A 19,079-nucleotide genomic window follows, 5' to 3' on the forward strand; every position below is an offset into this window, starting at 1 on the left:
CTATTGTAAAATAAAAAAAGCTTCCTTGATCTGTTCCTGAAATTGTCCTGGAATTTCTCCCCAGACAAATAAATCTACCCGAACACTTATATCACTCTCCACCAAAGCTTCCCGCATTTCATAAAAAGCAGGGGAAGCACGAGGTACCAAAACCACGACATCCAAATCAGAGCCAGGTCTCGCTTTCCCGGTCACCCTGCTGCCATAGGCCCAAGCCTGTGCATCAGGAAAATATTGATTCAAGATAGATTGAAGTATTCCCAAATCTTTCGCCGATAGATCCAAATCCCTTACTTCCATTTTTCTCCTGACATCTTCTCGAATAATTGCTTTGCATCGTCAATATAGAATTCAATCAGCTTTAAAGTATCTTCTGCTTTTGCCCCACTATAATCATGGGAAGTGTAAGTCCTGGCATTGGCATACTTCATCCACCGCTCCATATCCCCCTCCAACAAGCCATTTTCGTTCGCCAAGCGCAAAATTGGTTTGGGACTATTGGGTACTTCGGGTTCGCCCAATTCATTAATCATATATTTTTTCAATACCTTGCAGAGACAGTCATAACAAACCTCAAAACGTTGAATCACCGATTCGCGAATCGCCTCTTGGGTAATTACAGACAAAGTATTATCTATTTTCTGGAAATTCACCCACTGCGCATCCAGGCGAGCCAAAGACAGGCGGAATCTATCAAAGTTCAACTCCATATTACAGCTTGGGAAAGAATATTAACCTAATTTTATTTACCAAGTTAAACTAATCATAGAATTTTAAAAAACAGAAAACTGCGCACATAAAAAAACCTCCTGAGGACTACTCAGGAGGTTTTTTATAGGTGATAGGAAATTATTATTTCGCTACCTCCCGGCCAATCGACACATAATAAAATCCTTGCTGACGCATATCATTTACATCATACAAGTTTCTACCATCAAAAATCGCCGGATTATTAAGGCTTGTTCTAATCTTCTCAAAGTTAGGAGTACGGAACAATTGCCATTCCGTCATGATCATCAGAGCATCCGCGCCTTCCAATGCAGTATAAGCATCTTTAGCAAAGGTGATTTTGTCTCCCAATACCCCCTGAACATTCTCCATTGCTTCGGGATCATAGGCCACCACCTTTGCACCTGCTTCCAATAAAGCTTCGATATTGTACAAGGCTGGAGCCTCACGGATATCATCCGTTTCGGGTTTGAATGCCAATCCCCAAAGGGCGATTTTCTTTCCTTTCAAATCTCCATCAAAGTACTGCGAAACTTTAGAGATCAACTTCGTCTTCTGACCGTGGTTCACATCCATCACCGCCTTTAGAATACGGAAATCGTAATCCACTTCACCTGCAGACATTGCCAAAGCGGAAACATCCTTAGGGAAACAAGAGCCACCGTAACCAATACCAGCGAACAAGAAACGCTTACCAATACGGCTGTCTGTACCAATACCCTTACGCACCAAATCCACATCTGCGCCCAAAAGCTCACACATGTTCGCGATTTCATTCATAAAAGTAATCTTGGTGGCCAAGAAAGAGTTCGCTGCGTACTTAGTTAATTCTGCCGAGCGCAAGTCCATATGGATAATTGGATTACCCGAACGCACCAATGGATGGTACAAACGATCCATGATCTTAGCTGCTTTTTCTGAAGTAGAACCGATCACCACGCGATCCGGCTTCATAAAATCGTCTACCGCAACACCTTCGCGTAGAAATTCCGGATTGGAAACTACATCGAAATCCACTTTTGCATTTGCAGCAATAGCGGCCTGCACCTTCTCTCCGGTTCCTACCGGCACCGTGGATTTATCCACGATCACCGCATAGTGATCCAAAATATGTCCCAATTGATCGGCTACCTGCAATACATACTTCAAATCCGCAGCACCATCCGCACCCGGAGGTGTTGGCAATGCCAAAAAGATCACTTCTGCATCCTTTATCCCCTCTTCCAAGGAAGTGGTAAAATGCAGACGACCTTGCTCAATATTTCTATGGAAAAGCAACTCGAGCCCCGGCTCATAAATGGGCACTACCCCATTCTGCATCTTTTCCACTTTGTTTTCATCTATATCTACGCAGGTAACATCCACCCCTGTCTCTGCAAAACAAGTTCCGGATACCAAACCTACATAACCTGTACCGACTACGGCTATTTTCATGGTGGTTTATATTAAATTAAAATAAACTTCTTTAAGCAAAATTATTTAAATCAAAGAAATTATGTTCATGAAATAAATCAAACATCCAATTTACTTTCCCTTACCTTGAATCATCACCATAACCGTAAGGAAAATGACCTTAAAATCCAAAAAGAAAGAAAAATTCTCCAAATACAGTAAATCATATCGTAAGCGCTGTCTCATCTCCTCCACATTTTCTGCATACCCGAAATAAACTTGTCCAAGAGAGGTAATACCAGGCTTCATTTTATGAAGACGTTTATAATGAGGTGCTTCTTCTATGATTTGATTGATAAAAAATTCCCGCTCAGGTCTGGGCCCCACAATAGACATATCTCCACGTAATACATTATAGAACTGAGGGATCTCATCCAAACGAGATTTCCTCATAAATTTCCCCCATTTGGTAATTCTAGGGTCATTATCAGATGATAGCTGTGCACCAAACTTTTCAGCATCTACACGCATACTTCTGAATTTAATGATTTTAAATAACTTACCCTTTTGGCCTACCCTTTCCTGTAGAAAAAACATGGGCCCCTTAGAGGTAGTAACCGTTAAAACGCCTACCACCAAATAAATGGGCGATGCCAATATTAAAACACCTGCGGAAAAACAAATATCAAAGATTCTTTTTGCTATTCTAATAAACGACTCCTCAATCGGTTCATGAGCAATCGATAATACCGGATGATAATCAATATTCCCCAACTTCACGGATTTATAAGTTAACCTCTTAAAATCCGGCACTAAATGTAGATTAATTAAGTTCTTTTCGGCAAAAGAAGATATAGCATAGGTTTGAGCTTGATTCAGCTCCGCAAAAGAACAAAAGATATCATCTACATGGTGCTCTGTAATTAACCCCATCAAATGATTTTGAATAGTATCATAATCTTCCAAACCAGAAAAAGATAAACGTTCTACTATCTTATAACCATAGTGTTTTTTTCTGCCAAAAATTTCCTGGAGCTCCTCTGATACATGATCACGTCCAATAATTAATACCCGCTTAATATTATTTCCCCGTGATCGATAGCGATGTAATACTTCCACAAACAACACATGAAAAAATACAACGGTCAAATACGTACCAAAATAACTGTAGAAAATCAACAGCCTATCTAAATTTGTGTCTACTACACCTGCCAAGGCAAAGACAAAAATCAGGTATAAAATCCCTGTATTTAACAAGGAATTTACAATTTTCTCAAAAGGGACCAGGCGAATAGGATCATAAATATTATTTCCAAAGGCAGCCAAAAGCCAAGCCAAATTCAAGCCCAACACAAATTGCAGGTTTTCCGTAGCGTAATATGCCTCCCAAGAGGCGAATTTCCACTGAAAAACCAACAGCAAACCTAAATTTAAACCAATCAGGTCCACCAATAACTTTACCTCACGTAAAAATCTGCCGTATCGCATTATTTCTTCTTATCCTTAATCAATGAGGTGCCATAACTCCACCTCACCCCAATATTGACCCCAAAGTTATTGGTTATCTCGCCAAAATCATAAGCAATTCCCGTAGTAAATTCCCACTGTTTCAAATTTGGTATTTTAAACACTGTCTCAAAATATGTATACCATTGGGTTAGGCCACCATAAAAGTAATAATCGGGATCAGGGGTAAAGTTGGGAGTAAATCGCCCACCATACAGGTTCCAATTCCCCAAATTCTCAGAATAAGTCACCAGCATTCGATACTGAACAAAGTCACTTAGCCACCCATTCAAACCAACATGATGTGCAATAATCCTATTATTTGCTGAGCCTATTCTTGCAATTTCATTCAATGAAATCTCCTCTCCAGAGTATGTATCCATACGTGTACTCGAGGTCATTAATGGATTGCCCAATAAGCGGCCGGCATAAGCTGGATTGTGTCCAGCATGATTATAATAATCCCCTCTCCCCCCATATCTATGTCCATTGTTAAAGGTATCACGTGTCCAAAGCCAAACTTCTTCATTGCTCATGCCTTGTGTTTCCAAAGGATAGGCTTTTTTAATCAAGGCGGCATCACCATCATTATTCCAAATGAGATGTCCTGAGTTTCCTGTTGTGCTATTAAGTCTATTTCCTTCTTGATCAATCACCACTGGATCTGGCGTCCCCATCCCATTTTGATAGGTGGTTTTAATAAACTCATATTTAAAAGCCGAGACTAATCTTTTTTGATCAGACCGCACCCAAATTCCTGCAAAATGATCCTTATTTCTCGCAAATTTATTAGAAAAAGAGGACTTATCAACAATAGGTTTTTGATCATAAACGGTGATCTCAAAATCTTTATAATCAAACGAAAAACCAAAGTCAAAAATCCCATTCGTACTCCCAGCTGAATTAGTGGATTCAGAGGCCACACCACTACCAGCATCCGGCTTGGACCAAAAAACACTCCAAAAATCGTTTTTCTTTTTAATTCCATTTTTATCTACCCCATTGTACATGACCACATGGTTCAAGCCGGCATAGGGCCGAACAGGTAGATTTCCTATTTGCAGATAGGCGAATTTCTCATGCACTGAGGAGGCCCGCCAGTTGCCGTAAGACCACTCTTGCTTCATCCACCCCTGTTGCATTGCTCCCTTAATCTGCAAATAGCCCTTAGTAAATGGAACATCCCAATAATCAAACAAGCCAAATCCTACTTTTTCAAATGGACGAGCATTAGAGCTCAAAATATAAGATCCGGTAGTTAATCCTTCTCCATACTCGGCCAAGGCCTGTTCCATTCTACCAAGTCTAAACTCCCATCCTTTATACTTCGCTTTTAAATAGTACTGATGAAAATAGCTTTCCTCCAGTCGCTGTTTGGCTAGCATATCAAGTCCAAGTTCAATATTAAAGTCAGAATTGAGGCTGTAATTGTAAGTATTTTTAAAACGAAGATAGCCATCATTCTCCCAGGCATTTAGCTTACCATATTGGTTCGCAGACAACCAATGAGGGAGATAGCCCTTGGTTCCCAATGCCGCAACCGTTGAGACTTCTGAAACAAGAGAATCTTTTGCTTCTTGTGCTAAAGATTGTTGCCCAATACCCAATAGAAAAAATAAAAAAAGAACCTTAACGGTTGGCCAATTTTTCATCTATAAATTTTTTAAGCTCTTGAATGAACCTATCCTCACTGAATTTTTCCGCATGCAAACGAATATCCTTTGCCACGAATTGACTTTGGTTCTTCTCGAACGTAAGCACACACTCTCGTATACTTGTCGCATGCTGTTCAGCAAAAAATAAGCCAGTCTCCCCCTCTTTCACCGTCTCCAAGGAACCTCCTTTGCCATAGGCTAAAACAGGTGTTCCACTCGCTTGAGCTTCCACGGGGACTATCCCAAAATCTTCATCCGCCGCAAAAACAAAGGCTTTCGCTCGCTTCATATGATCTTTCAGTACCTCGAACGACTGAAAACCTAGCAAATCTACATTCTCCCCAGCTTTCGCTTTTATTTTATCAAAATCAGGTCCATCCCCAATAACGACTAATCGCTTATCCGGCATTTGAGAAAATGCTTCTACGATCAAATCAATTTTTTTATAAGGAACCATACGGGAGCAGGTAAAATAAAAGTCTCCTTTTGACTCCTGCAACTCAAAGTCCTCTACCGCAACATTCGGATAAATAGTCGTTGCCTCTCGCCCATAAACCCTTTTAATTCGACGACCAATATAATTTGAGTTACTGATAAAATGATCAACACGAGGAGCGGTTAAGGCATCCCAATTTCTCAAACGGTGAAGTAGATATTTAGCTAGCCATCCTTTCAGTCCCTTATCTAAACCAGACTCCCTTAAATACTGATAATGCAAGTCCCACGCATAACGAACAGGCGAATGACAATAAGTAATATGTAATTGTTCACTATTGGTTAGCACTCCTTTTGCCACACAAAAAGAAGAAGAAAGTACTAAATCATATGCAGATAAATCAAACTGTTCTATCGCTAATGGAAAAAAGGGCAAGTAAGAACGCCATTTGCTTGTGGCTTTTGGAAACCGCTGAATAAAGGACGTCGTGACGCGCTCTTTATTAACACCAATCTGCTCTAATAGATCATCTTTAGCGACCAGGGTGAATATATCCGCATGAGGATATATTTTTAATATGGCTTGTAAAACTTTTTCGGCCCCGCCAAGCGTAACCAGCCAATCGTGGATTATTGCTACTTTCAAATTACTTACTTTCTCGCTCAATAATTGCTATCATTTTTTGGGCCGTTATCTCCCAATTATATTTATCAAACAGCTGCTCCTTTCCATTCAGACATGCTGTACGTAAAGCTTCTTCCGATATTCCTTTCAGTATTGCTTCAGCAAAAACCGTTGGATTTGCTGCATCAGCATAAAGGACATGATCACCATAAACTTCTCGCAGTACCGGTATATCAGATACCACAGCAGGCACACCTGACGCCAAGGCCTCCATCGGAGGCAGACCAAATCCCTCATACAAAGAAGGAAAGACAAAAAGATGAGCAGATTTGTAAATGCGGTACAGATCTTCATCGGCAACATAACCTGTAAAATGAATATTGGACATCAGCCCCAGCTTTTCAATAACCGGTAAGATATCATCACCAGTCAAAAAGCCATCCTTTTTTCCTACAATCACCAATGGATAAGTGGCTTTTATAGCCTCAGGAAGTAAAGCGTAAGCCTCCAATAAACCCTTCAAATTTTTATGCGGTTTAACATTCCCGACAAACAGTAAATATTTATCCGGAATACTCAACCTTTCAAAATCACTAGATTCTAAAGGAGTAGCCGATTGAAAGGCACTAACATTTACACCATTATAAACAGTGGTGATTTTTCCCTTTGCCTGAGGAAAATGATAAATAAGCCTTTCTTTCGAAAATTCAGAAACGGTAAATATGTGCGTCGCTTTTTTTACTGCATTCCAATACAATAGCTTTGCATACCAGTATTTAACCTTTGAAAAAAGGTCCGGATTATCTAAATGAAAGACATCGTGTATTGTAACAAAAATATTTCGATTTAGTGGTAGAAAGAACGGGACATTAAAATGAGGAAAAAAAATCATATCTGCTTTGTTCAATAACCTTGGAAGCAAAATATGTTGAACTAAATCGTAAACAGCCTCCCTCTCATATTGTACCACATCTAAATTAAAATGATTCAATTTTTCATGACGCCCAATAAGCTTCATCTTAGTGTTATAATTTTTAAAAAAAGGAAGTACATTAGAAACGTAAACCCCAATACCCGAGGCTCTTACCATCCTAGCGTCAAATATAATTTTTTCGATAAAACCCATAAACAAAAGCTATTCCACAAGCATTAGAAAAAAGGTACAAGGAAATGAGTGTATACGAATTAAAAGCAAACACCAATGTGATCAGTAGCATATACATCCTATAACGCCATAATCGCAACTGAAAAGCTTCTAAAAACATACAGAATATCATAAAAAGGAAGAAGGCTTCCCCTACAAAACCAAAAGCTATAAGATTCGCATCAAATTGATTCTCAATAAATATTCTATCGGAACGAGTAGTGCTTAATAAAAATCGTCCTGTTCCAACTCCAAAAGTTGCTTCTATTTCATTCTTAACAAAACGACGCTTAGCCAATTCATACTGTTCTTTCCGAATATCTACTGTATTGTTTACCGTAGACGCTCCTTCACCAGTTAATATCTGTATTTTAGAAATCGCTACATTCTGTATTTTCTCAAAAAGCAATGGAGAAGTTTGTTTTAGAACCATTATCCCTCCCCAAAAGCAACAAAGAAAAAACAACAAAACTAAGACCATTGATTTCCGCTTGTTTTCCAGAAAAAAATGTTTATCTAAAATAAAAAGAATAAATACTCCCAATAAAATAAATAACAAAGCAACTGAACCTGTGCCAGTAACTTGCATCCCAATTCCCAACAAAAAAGTGAAAAACACAAAGATAAACTTCATCTTTGAATCATTTTTGACGTTAGAGAATAAATAAAGAATCAACCCATAACAAAGAGTAATACAATCCATTGTTGGGTAACCATGACTTATTCTACCATACCAAGGACGAAACCTATCAAAAATATGAAAATCAACAGTAAAAAAAATAATATTTACATATACGAACAAGACCATTAATCTAACCGTTATACGTATCAATTTCTCATACGGAAAGTTAGTTAGATGTTCATAATTTAAGAACAATAAAAGAAAAATAGGGAACTGAAAATATTTCAAAAAAATAGTAAGCCCAAAGAAGGAATTAAAAATTGCTCCAACCACTGACACAGAGGAGAATAACGCTAAATAACCAAAAAACAACCAAATCCCTATATTAAAAGCCCTTGACGATACCCTAAACCTATTATTTATTAAACAAATACCCAATAAGGCAACCCACGCAATATCCCTAAGTGGAGATAAAATAGCACCAAAAACCAATCGACTTCTTACCCCATCAAAAACCATAAAAAAAACTGTTATCACATACAGAAAATGTATTAACTGTCCTTTTTGCATTTTCAAATGCATCAACTTCATTTCTATCAAAACAACGTCAAATAAGAATCGATCAGGTTATCAGAACTAAATAACCTTTTATCAATATCAGCTTGGGTATCTTCTAACATAGCTAACACTTCCTCTAAATTCATGAAATCGGATTTATTATAGCCCATTACATTTGAGGGAAACATGGATACAAACTCCGTTAACCCACCAACTTCATGAACCAAAACCGGACAATTCCAACCTAATGCCTCTGTAACAACCCTTCCAAAAGGCTCATTCCACTTAGAAGGAACCACTAATAAATCTAAACCGGTGTAAAATTCATCAGAGTTAACTACTCCCAAATAACGAACTCGACTATCAACATATTTTGATTTCAAATAGGACATATATCGGTCTTCTCCCTTTCCTGCGATAATTAAACGAAGACTATCATCATCCAACTTTACAAAAGCACTCAGTAAATCTTCTATTCCCTTTGGTTCCTCTATCCTTCCAATGAAACCTATGTATTTTAGCCCCTCTTCCTTTTCAAAGCAAGGGCTTACTTTTCCCGAGGGAATTTTAACACTATTACCAATAACTTCACGAATTTCACAGGTTTTAAAATACCCTTGCCTCAAGTGGTCATCGAGGATAAACTGACTAATTCCGACGACAACATCAACATACTCATTTGACAATTGCTTTTTCGGGTATGAAAACATCTTACATTTTAAGCATAGTTCCTCACAAATCTGTCCGTTATGATACCTAGTAGCCTTTGGGCAAGTCAAATAATAATCTCTGAGCGTATGTACCACTTTTACGCCATTGCTCTTGGCCAACTCCCACACTATCGGAGAAAAACCAGCTAAATTATTGGTATGAACCACATCAGGATCTACCTTCTTTATTACACGATCTATTTTTGCTTTTGCTATATAATTTTTAGCATCAATAAAATGCCAGAAAGGTTTCTTCCAACTTGCTTGAGTACTACTATCATAGGCCCAATATAAATTGGGCACTTTCATATAAATCACGCAAACACCATTTATAGTGTCTACATAATCTCGATCAGAAGTACAGCATACAACTACATCATGTCCCGCATCAACAAGGCCTTCTGCTAATAATTGAACGGAACGCTCTGCTCCTCCAAGAAAATTTGGTGTATATAGTGTATTGAAAAGTAGTAATTTCACTTAAATAAGTTTCAGATAAATTTCATTGAGTGCGTCTATTTGATGATCAATAGTATAGAACGAAATAGCTCGATCAAAAGCATTTTGACTGTACCTTAAACGAAGAGAATAATCTTCCATCTTATTAATGGCCAAATGTAATTTTTCCTCGGACTTCTGCTCAACCAAAACGCCGCAATTTCCGAAATCTAATAATTCTGGAAGCCCACCAACCTTCGAAGCTATAATAGGGAGTCCTAATGACATTGCCTCTAGAGTGGAAATTGAAAAACTTTCTTCGGCCCCATCACTTGCGATGATTGAAGGTTGAATATAAATATCAGCCTTTCTCAATTCATTATAGACATCTTGATGCTTTAAAGCACCTTTAAACACTACTCTCTCTCCGATATTTAACTCACTCACTTGCTGCTTTAGTTGCTCTTCCAACTCTCCCGCTCCTACAATTGTTAGTCGAATCTTAGCATCACTCATTGCAACTGCTTTTATCAAATATTCAAAGCCCTTACATTCAATTAAGCGCCCAACTGTGATCAAATTATAACAATTGGGATTATGATGGATGGCCACCCTATCATATCCGTGACTTTTATATGAATTACTTAGCACAAAAATCTTATTTTTAGGTATCCCTAAAGAAATCATTTTGTCTTTTAGAAATTCAGAAGGTGCAGTAAAATTGACATGATCATTCTTTCCCAATTCTAAAAATTCTCTTAAAATTTGCTTCGAACCATCAGGAAGAGTATTTACATCTGATCCATGACAAGATACTAGTACAGGGATTTTTCCTTTCGAATTATTAACAACTCTATTTACCAATATCCCCATACTACTGAAATGTGCGTGAATCACTTGCGGCTTAAATTCATTAATTTCTCTACGAATACTCCCTATATAAGGCACACTTGCCACACGAAGAACTTTCATTAATTTATATAAAATTCTAAAAAGCAAAAAATTCATCTTATGAACCACAACCTTATTATAAGGACGTTCGTGTGCTAATAGTCGGTTAAAAGTATAAATTCTATTAGCATGCTCTTTATCCAATTCACATATAACATCATATATAAAAGTTTCAGATCTAACAGAAAATTGTTCAACTACATGAAATACCCTCAAAACATTAATTTTCACAATACCCTACATAAAAACAAATCACTCACCCTAATTTCAGTGTAAAATTCCGAACCACTCGCATTTGATACAACAAAATTATAATATAATACCCAAAGCTTATTATTGAAAACAACGCTATTAATTTTGTAATAGGCATTATCATACCTCCAAAATAAAGAATACAAATTTTAACAATCAAAAAAATGATATTGGACAATAAAGCTGGCCCTTGCTTTTGGTAAACATTAAATATTGAAGAAATCGACGATGTCATTAACTGCACTGCAACATAAACACTTAGCCATTGAACAAAAAAACCTGTTAGGCTCCATTGTTCGCCTAAAATAATAGGCAGCAATGATTTGCTTGTAAACATCACTGGCACAAATATAAATAAGCCCACTACCCCTGTTCTAATCACTATTTTTCTCGTCAATTCATATGCTTGTTGATTACTCACACACACGGATAACTCCTTAAAATATACTTGGCCGATTGCAGTAGCTATAAAAGTAATCGGTATCCCAACCAGCCTAAGAGCTTGATAGTATTGCCCCACCTGATTCTCATCATAAAATAATGGCAAAATAAAAAGTGGAATTTGGATAGACAAAGCATGTATTATAGCTGAAGGAGAATCTAGTAACGGGAATTTTTTAAACTTCACAAAAATATCCTTCGAAAACACCCACTTAAATCCAACAACATTTCTCTTATTCCTAACACATAAAACAACACCCTCCAATATGGTACCTAAAGTAAAAGCATAAACAAGTCCATTCTCGCTATCCAATATTGAAAAAACAAAACTAAAAACTAATATGGATGATGCCCTCAAAATTTTAGATAATGAAATATCCTTATACCCCTTATGTCTATTCAAATAGAAAGAGTTATTTAAAACTAATCCCTGAGCTATTAAATACAAAAATGCAATTATATACACAAAGAATTGTTGTGACTTATACAAAAGTACAGCGTCATAAATTAATTTAGCAAAAAGACATAGCATTGACATCAGAATCAAAATAATCGAATTATTTTGATAAAGCCTTAACGCATCGTCCTCCTCTTTTGGTAACAACAAAGCATATTCACTTCTTAAAACCAAAATAACACTCAGCACAGACACTTGTGCCACGAATTCACCCAAATTAGAATATGCCTCAGGGGAATACAAACGAGTTAATACCGGTGTAAACAATATAGGCAAAATTTGCGCTATTGTAGTCCCAGACATTAAGGTAAATATATTCCTTAAAAACTCGGACTGAAACCACTTCTCACTTATTTTCTTAATCAATTCTTTATTTGCCTAAAAACTAAGCACTTAATTATACCTGTTTGATCAAATTTTCTATTCACAAATAACCTTGCTATTCTATATAGATCTCCTAACCCTCATTGTATTGCGCCACAAAGCTTTCTTTCAAATGATAAAAGAAGATCATTCCCAACCCTACAAATCCCCCTATAAACCCACTAATAATCAAAATCAACATCCTTTTAGGAGCAGATTTCTCAATCGGCACACTAATGGGTTCCAACACTGTAAAGTTCGGCATCTGATCCTTTAAGGCGATTTTCGCTTGTTCCAATTGTCCGGAAAGCTCTTGGTAAATTTTACTCGCCAAATTGTATTTATCTGAAATAGCTTTCTCTTCAGTTCTAGCTATAGCAGTCGCTACAAATTGATTTTTATCCTGAAATTCTGCCAACTCTTTTTGCACAGCTAAAAACTCCGTTTCTTTTTCGTTAAAGCTTTCTTGAATAAAATTCAAATTTTGACGAGCTTTCTCTGTCTTATAGTCGGTAATATATTTCTGCAGGTAATCCAAAGCCACTTGTCCCATCTGTGCTGAAGCTAATGCTTCAGGCATCTCCACTTCTAACGAAATTACGCCAGTTTTAGTATCTACTTCTACGAGTACCAGTTCTGACAATATTTCCCGAATATCACCCTGTTCCTTAGTAATCACCTCAGGCCCCCCCTCCCTTACCATAGGAGCAATTACCTCTCCTGTGATTGCTTTTTTTATAGTCCCCGGCAGTCCAATCGTATATTTCTTAATCTTCGCTCCTAGCTGCTCCTTTTTCCACTCGGCATAATATTCATATACTGTAATGGGCCGCCCCACCTCAGCCAAGGTAATTTCCGTCTCCATCAACTGCTTTTGAAATGGCCAGGACTTCACTACTTCCGGATACAATTCCGGAGGAATAGTAGACTGGTCTCCCATCATCCCTCCAATATTGATTCCAGCCATGCCGGCCAAACCTGCCAAGCCACCTAAATTCCCCATTTGGGCTTCGCCAGCTTCGGGGATCAAAGTGGCTTTGGCGGTGTATTTTACGGGGCTAAAGATGGCCACCAATAAGCCGATCACCGTACAAATCGCGACAGACTTATAGATGATGTGGCGATTCTCAATGATATGTTTGGCAACTGCGACTAAATCAATTTCATCCTCTTCATAATAATTAGGAGTAGGATGCTGTTTTTGAATTTCCATCTGTTCTTTCATTCCTAATTACTTGATATTGTTCACAATGGAGGTTACAGTTAATGCCAAAGCCGCTGCGGAGGAGGCCAAGGCCATCCACGATGCCATAGTCATTGGTGCTCTAGGTGGTCTTTGCGGAACAATCACCTCTGACCCAGGTGTCACTTTAGGATAGCTTTTAAAGATGAATGAACGCGTCACGCCGGTAGTACCGTTAGGGTAGCGGACGTATGTTTTCTTACGCTTAGCATTCAGTCCAAAACCTCCACCCTGACTGATATAGTATCGTGCTCTTTTCCCGGGCTCAAAGGTTGTGGACACCGGATTCAATACTTCGCCGGAAATACGAACCGTTTGTGTTTTCTGAGGAATCGTAATCTCATCTCCTGCTTCCAGGTAAATATCCATCTTACCTCCAGGGTTTTTCATAATCTCTTCTAATTGGATACCGACCACTTCAAATTCCAGATTGGTTAATTCGATGGATTGATCTCTTCTTAACATTTCCTCCTGCATGGCCAACTGCTTTTCAGACTTGATGATCCGACGGGTAAGCATTGCGCCCTCCAAATAGGCATTGGCATTAAATCCACCAGCACGCTTCATGACGTCCGAAATACGTTCTTTTTCAGAACTCAAAGAATAATTCCCGGGATAGATCACTTCACCTGTAACAGTTACCGTTCTTTGCACTTTTGATCCGGGCGCTTTTCTTACAAATACCTTATCAAAGGGCTTCAGCTCAAACTCCCCATCTGCCTCTGAAATCGTCAGGTTTTTACTGATATCCATCACAAAAATTTCAGCGATTTTATCGGAGGCTTTCTCCGCATCCTCTCCTCTTAGGCGACGGGCCACTTCCACCCGTGCGCCTGAGGCTTCAATTTTAAAACCACCAGCAACAACAATTAAATCTTTCAATTTCATGCCCTCGCCGAAAGTATATTCTCCCGGCTTCATCACAGGTCCTCCAATATCAATGGTTAACTCTTCTCTCATCTCCAAAAGAGAAGAAATCACTACATAGTCTTCACGTTGCAGAACGATATCTTCTTTTCCTAAAACCACATCTACCACAGAGAAAGAAATCACTTCATCAGAAAGATCTTCTCCTTTTCTATAAATATATCCACGCTCAAGGAAAGCATCTTCTTTCAGGCCTTCGGCCTTTTTAATTAAGGTAGATAGCTGTAGTCCATCCTCTACTTCATAAGTGCCCGGGCGAAAAACGGCTCCTGTAATTTGAACACGGTTAGCATAACGTTCCAATACTGGCTTCACCAAAATAGAGTCTCCATTTTGAATAACAGTAGTAGCCAACTGATCAAGGGTGACATCCCTGACCGTTTGCTCTCTTCCGTTCTTTCTAAAAATTTCTAATCGATGCGTATAGGCATTTTCCGTGAATCCACCGGCGTAATCTACCATGTCCATCACCGATTCCCCATGCTTCCCTTCAAATATTCCGGTACGCTTAAATTCACCAGCCATTACCACTCGGTTTTGATAAGGGGGCACCTTAATCACATCATCGTTTTCCAGCTGGATATTGGCATTCCCTTTACCTTTCACCAAATAATCATACACATCAATTTCCTGAGCAATTTCCCCACCACGAATCACCTGTACCTTACGGAAGGAACCGATATCATTGGGGCCTCCGGATAAATACAAGGCATTAAATAAGGAGGCCGTGGAAGGTAGTGTGTACGTACCTGGCAAAATCACCTCGCCAATCACATTTACATTGATCCCCTGCAACATCCCCATACTCACCTGTCCAAAGGTATTTGGCTGGCTGCCTTTCATCCCACTGTAAATAGCTGAGAGTCGGTTTAGAATTTTACTTTGCGCATCTTTCAAATGCATTCCCGACACCCGGATAGGGCCTATATTCGGAATATTAATAGAACCGGTCTTATCGACCAGTAACTTATAGTTCTGTTGTGAAGCACCCCAAATATCTATCCGGACTTCATCCCCAACGCCTAAGCGGTAATCACTGGAAGGATTCAAGGCTATGGAAGGTTCGAATGTAAGGTTCTTCGCATTAAACAACTTGGATCCAAAAACACTCATTGGGATGGACTCCTGTGGGATCTCCTCCTTTTCGGAATATTCGGTATTTACTTCAGGCAATTGAGAATTCATATAATCACTCTGTAAACCAGAAGCCGAACTGGCGCCCATCGTGCTTACTTCTGCCAGTCTGGATTTAAGTTTATTCACTTCCAATTGAGGAATGCCTTTTGCCTGGGCAAACATTTCTATCTCCGCCATTCCCAAACCACGCTTGGTCATTTCCTGCTGGATTTGCATGATTTGCGCATCGGACAAATCATCTACTGATTTACCGGTGAAGTCAATGTTATCCAATCCTTCCAATGACTGGGCATGGATTTGAAACATGAAGAAAAAAAGGCCTACCAATGAAAACAGCAACCTCATTGAAGGCATGTAATTTTTTATTCGCACGGGAAACAAAAATATTTGGTTAACGTAATTATTGCTTTAGATACAGCTTCGCCCCTTCAGTCCCACAGGGAACTTAGCGGAGATCTTTCCATTGCACTTTCCACAAAAGACACTTTTGGGAAAATATTTCCGCAAAGGTATTGCTTAATGTACAGGAAACAAAGAATGTTCAAAGATTAAGCCGTTCCGGGAAACCATCATTAGAAAATCATTAAACAGCACTTATTAAGCCGGATTACCATAATTACTCCAGTTATTACCTGCTCTAGTGCAATAAAAAGGCATGGTTTTAAAAAATTCCTCCCTATCCTATTGAGGCTTACCACTTCCCAAAAAAAGGATTCGCTCGGCATTGAACTCATCAAAATGTAATGTTTTTGCTTGATGATGAGTTTTTCAAACGTATTTTTGAGTCCAAATCAATGATCAAATGTCAGGACTCAATCAAATACTTACCCTCATCGAAAGAGAGGTAAAAATGGAATGGCGTCAAAAATATGCCATTAATGGATTGCTTTTATATGTGGGGGCCACTGTTTTTATTTGCTATTTAAGTTTTCACTTACAATCCGGAGCCATCAACATCCCCACCTGGAATGCACTTTTTTGGATCATCCTGCTCTTCGCAGGCATTAATGCTGTAGCGAAGAGCTTTTTACAGGAAAGCGAGGGGCGTAATCTTTATTGGTATCAGCTCACTTCACCAGAATACATCATAATAGCGAAAGGGATTTACAATACATTCTTATTATTGCTATTAGGCATCGTGTGCCTCGGCTTTTATAGTATGGTTATTGGAAATCCTATTGAGCATTATGGTGTCTTCCTGACTACCCTCTTTCTAGGACTTTGTGGCTTTAGCTTCACTCTGACCATGGTCTCAGGCATTGCCGCAAAGGCCAATAATTCTGGGACCCTCATGGCTATTTTATCATTCCCTGTAATAATCCCTGTACTATTAATGGCGCTGAAATTATCCAAAGGGGCATTATTAGGGGTAGGTTGGGAAGCCAGTGCACCCCATTTGCTTACGCTACTGGCCATTAATGTGATTGTAGGCGCGATGTCTGTTATACTTTTCCCCTATCTGTGGAGAAGTTAAGCCGAATGAGGCACGGCTGGATTTAGTAATTGATCAGGCGCTCCTAATGGTCCGTGTTTTTTTGATGATTTTCAATGGTTTTTTTGCTCAATTTTGGGTGAGCTTGTCTTCTCCTCATTGATCTGCTTCCTTGAAAAAAAAGAAATAGGCAAAAATCCTTTCATTTTTCACGCCTTTCAGCTAAACGAGAATATAGAAATGAAAAATCCGGCCTCATGGTTTATTGACCTTTGAGAACAATCATCAAAAGAAATCTTCGCTAAATTCAAATCCAAAGTAACTATCAATATTTCCGATAGTATTATTGAGGGAACTGTTAAGCCGAAGCGTGCTTTTTAGGTTTATTCCGCCTATTTTTAAGGACTTTTTAAATGAACTCAACAAACATGAAACGCAATTGGTGGAAAATTTTGGGAGTCTTATTAGTGGCTTACTCCATAGTGGGCGGCTTCTTATTTAATGCTCCCCGACTAGATATTTTAAATGAAACCATCCGGAATCTGCATTTCCACGTGCCAATGTGGTTTGGCATGATTGTAATGCTCATGATCTCGGTGATTTATTCCATACGATACCTCGCCAAAGGAGAGGATTACCTGGATGCCTATGCAGATCAATTCGCGCAGGTGGGCGTGTTTATGGGGGTTTTGGGGATTCTGACTGGAATGATCTGGGCGAACTTCACCTGGGGAGAACCCTGGAGCAATGACCCCAAGCAGAATGGGGCTGCCATTGGCCTGCTGATATATTTCGCCTATTTTGTATTAAGAGGCTCACTGGAAGACCCTCAGCAAAAAGGGCGAATCAGCGGGATTTACAATATTTTTGCTTTTTCCCTATTGATTCCATTACTCTTTATATTGCCCAGATTAACAGATTCCCTGCATCCCGGCAATGGCGGAAACCCAGGCTTTAATGCTTATGACCTGGACAGCCAGCTGAGAATTGTTTTTTACCCTGCGGTTATCGGTTGGATACTGGTGGGGGCATGGATGGGTAACCTCAAAGCGAGAATGGCGATCATCCAACAACATTATTTAAACCGTGCAATTGAGGCTTCTGCCTTTTCTTCCAAAAACTAATCCCATGAAAAAGATATTATTAACATTGTTCGCAGCTGGTTCTTTTAGTCTGGCGGTGGCGCAGGAAAAAACAGCCATTACTGATCAGGATTACGCCAACCAAAAAGTAGAGATGGCCGACAACTTCCGAGGAGAAGGCAAGATTTATGTGGTGGTCGCAGTAGCATTAACCGTTTTGGGTGGCTTTGCAGGATATGCCTGGAAGACGGATCAAAAGTTGAAGAAATTGGAAACAGAGATCGGGCAGCAAGCCTGATCTGGTATTAAAAATCACCTCAGCCGAAGCAAATTCGAAGTAAGAGCAGCGATTTTTGAAGATTATTCGACTATAGCCATGCTATTCTCTTAAAATGATCGGATATCGCGTTTCACCATCTAATTTTCGTTTCGAATACTGGATCTTTAATACCCTCTCCGTACATTATTTTAGATATCAGCAAATTAGGCTACCTTTGCACAATAACCCATTAGAAATCAAATAATAATGAAAAAGGCACATATTTTTGGAATCGTGATTATTGCTATTGCCATTATGGTGATCGTCAGCACTATTGGTGATTCCAGTACTTATACCACATTTACTGTTGCGCAAAATATGGCGCAGGACGGAAACAAAGAAGCCATCCATGTGGTGGGGCAATTAACGAAAGACCCTCAGGGGAAAGTGGTGGGCATACAGTCCGGCAGAGATATGGTTTCTTTCTCCTTTACCATGATCGATAATGATGGCAAGACGGAAACCGTTTTTTACAATGAACCCATGCCACAGGATTTTGCCCGTTCAGAGCAGGTGGTGGTCATTGGTTCCTATAAAAATCAGGAGCAATTCATTGCCGACAAAATTTTACTCAAATGCCCTTCAAAGTATAAAGAGGAGCAAACCATATAGCAGCTGTCATTTTTTGGTTTTACAAACCGTTTTCCTACTACAGAAGTAT

Annotated in this window: 17 protein-coding genes; 4 read left to right on the forward strand and 13 right to left on the reverse strand. The window is 39.0% G+C overall.

What is annotated here, in order from left to right; genetic code table 11:
• From AAA970_RS12700 to AAA970_RS12760, 13 genes are all read right to left on the reverse strand, one after another.
• Complete coding sequence (locus AAA970_RS12700) at positions 1-300, reverse strand: nucleotidyltransferase family protein (RefSeq protein WP_338237408.1); 300 nt, start codon at positions 298-300, stop codon at positions 1-3.
• Positions 291-710 (reverse strand): HI0074 family nucleotidyltransferase substrate-binding subunit, encoded by a 420-nt coding sequence (locus tag AAA970_RS12705; protein ID WP_338237409.1) that lies wholly within the window; start codon positions 708-710, stop codon positions 291-293. Before AAA970_RS12705 ends, AAA970_RS12700 begins: the two co-directional genes overlap by 10 nt.
• Before the next feature lie 142 nt (positions 711-852).
• Entirely contained in the window at positions 853-2,163 is a 1,311-nt protein-coding gene (locus AAA970_RS12710) for a UDP-glucose dehydrogenase family protein (protein ID WP_338237410.1), read from the reverse strand.
• A gap of 90 nt (positions 2,164-2,253) precedes the next feature.
• Complete coding sequence (locus AAA970_RS12715; protein ID WP_338237411.1) at positions 2,254-3,609, reverse strand: sugar transferase; 1,356 nt, start codon at positions 3,607-3,609, stop codon at positions 2,254-2,256.
• The gene (locus AAA970_RS12720) at positions 3,609-5,279 is read right to left on the reverse strand and encodes a hypothetical protein (protein ID WP_338237412.1); all 1,671 of its coding nucleotides are present in this window, start codon (positions 5,277-5,279) and stop codon (positions 3,609-3,611) included. Before AAA970_RS12720 ends, AAA970_RS12715 begins: the two co-directional genes overlap by 1 nt.
• Positions 5,257-6,384 (reverse strand): glycosyltransferase family 4 protein, encoded by a 1,128-nt coding sequence (locus AAA970_RS12725; RefSeq protein ID WP_338237413.1) that lies wholly within the window; start codon positions 6,382-6,384, stop codon positions 5,257-5,259. Before AAA970_RS12725 ends, AAA970_RS12720 begins: the two co-directional genes overlap by 23 nt.
• Positions 6,365-7,468 (reverse strand): glycosyltransferase family 4 protein, encoded by a 1,104-nt coding sequence (locus tag AAA970_RS12730; RefSeq protein ID WP_338237414.1) that lies wholly within the window; start codon positions 7,466-7,468, stop codon positions 6,365-6,367. Before AAA970_RS12730 ends, AAA970_RS12725 begins: the two co-directional genes overlap by 20 nt.
• Positions 7,440-8,678 carry a hypothetical protein gene (locus tag AAA970_RS12735; RefSeq protein WP_338237415.1) on the reverse strand — a complete coding sequence of 413 codons (1,239 nt, stop codon included), beginning with the start codon at positions 8,676-8,678 and terminating at the stop codon, positions 7,440-7,442. The genes AAA970_RS12730 and AAA970_RS12735 overlap by 29 nt, the downstream gene beginning before the upstream one ends.
• A 26-nt stretch (positions 8,679-8,704) precedes the next feature.
• A complete protein-coding gene (locus tag AAA970_RS12740; protein WP_338237416.1) occupies positions 8,705-9,856 on the reverse strand; it encodes a glycosyltransferase family 4 protein in 1,152 nt (383 codons plus the stop codon).
• A complete protein-coding gene (locus AAA970_RS12745; protein ID WP_338237418.1) occupies positions 9,857-10,996 on the reverse strand; it encodes a glycosyltransferase family 4 protein in 1,140 nt (379 codons plus the stop codon).
• 25 nt (positions 10,997-11,021) lie between these two features.
• Positions 11,022-12,281 (reverse strand): lipopolysaccharide biosynthesis protein, encoded by a 1,260-nt coding sequence (locus tag AAA970_RS12750; protein ID WP_338237419.1) that lies wholly within the window; start codon positions 12,279-12,281, stop codon positions 11,022-11,024.
• A gap of 91 nt (positions 12,282-12,372) precedes the next feature.
• Positions 12,373-13,503 carry a GNVR domain-containing protein gene (locus AAA970_RS12755; RefSeq protein ID WP_338237420.1) on the reverse strand — a complete coding sequence of 377 codons (1,131 nt, stop codon included), beginning with the start codon at positions 13,501-13,503 and terminating at the stop codon, positions 12,373-12,375.
• Positions 13,504-13,509: 6 nt separating this feature from the next.
• Entirely contained in the window at positions 13,510-15,930 is a 2,421-nt protein-coding gene (locus AAA970_RS12760; RefSeq protein WP_338237421.1) for an SLBB domain-containing protein, read from the reverse strand.
• 457 nt (positions 15,931-16,387) lie between these two features.
• On the opposite strand from AAA970_RS12760, the gene AAA970_RS12765 reads away from it, so the two are divergent.
• The 4 genes from AAA970_RS12765 (at position 16,388) to AAA970_RS12780 (ending at position 19,030) form a co-directional block, all read left to right on the forward strand.
• A complete protein-coding gene (locus tag AAA970_RS12765; RefSeq protein ID WP_172674394.1) occupies positions 16,388-17,059 on the forward strand; it encodes a heme exporter protein CcmB in 672 nt (223 codons plus the stop codon).
• Between the two features lie 386 nt (positions 17,060-17,445).
• A complete protein-coding gene (gene ccsA, locus AAA970_RS12770) occupies positions 17,446-18,141 on the forward strand; it encodes a cytochrome c biogenesis protein CcsA (protein WP_338237422.1) in 696 nt (231 codons plus the stop codon).
• Positions 18,142-18,145: 4 nt separating this feature from the next.
• Complete coding sequence (locus AAA970_RS12775) at positions 18,146-18,397, forward strand: CcmD family protein (RefSeq protein ID WP_338237423.1); 252 nt, start codon at positions 18,146-18,148, stop codon at positions 18,395-18,397.
• A gap of 228 nt (positions 18,398-18,625) precedes the next feature.
• Complete coding sequence (locus tag AAA970_RS12780) at positions 18,626-19,030, forward strand: cytochrome c maturation protein CcmE domain-containing protein (RefSeq protein WP_053406794.1); 405 nt, start codon at positions 18,626-18,628, stop codon at positions 19,028-19,030.
• The last annotated feature ends 49 nt before the right edge of the window (positions 19,031-19,079 follow it).

This window comes from Persicobacter diffluens, from assembly GCF_036244895.1.
Lineage (GTDB): Bacteria > Bacteroidota > Bacteroidia > Cytophagales > Cyclobacteriaceae > Persicobacter > Persicobacter diffluens.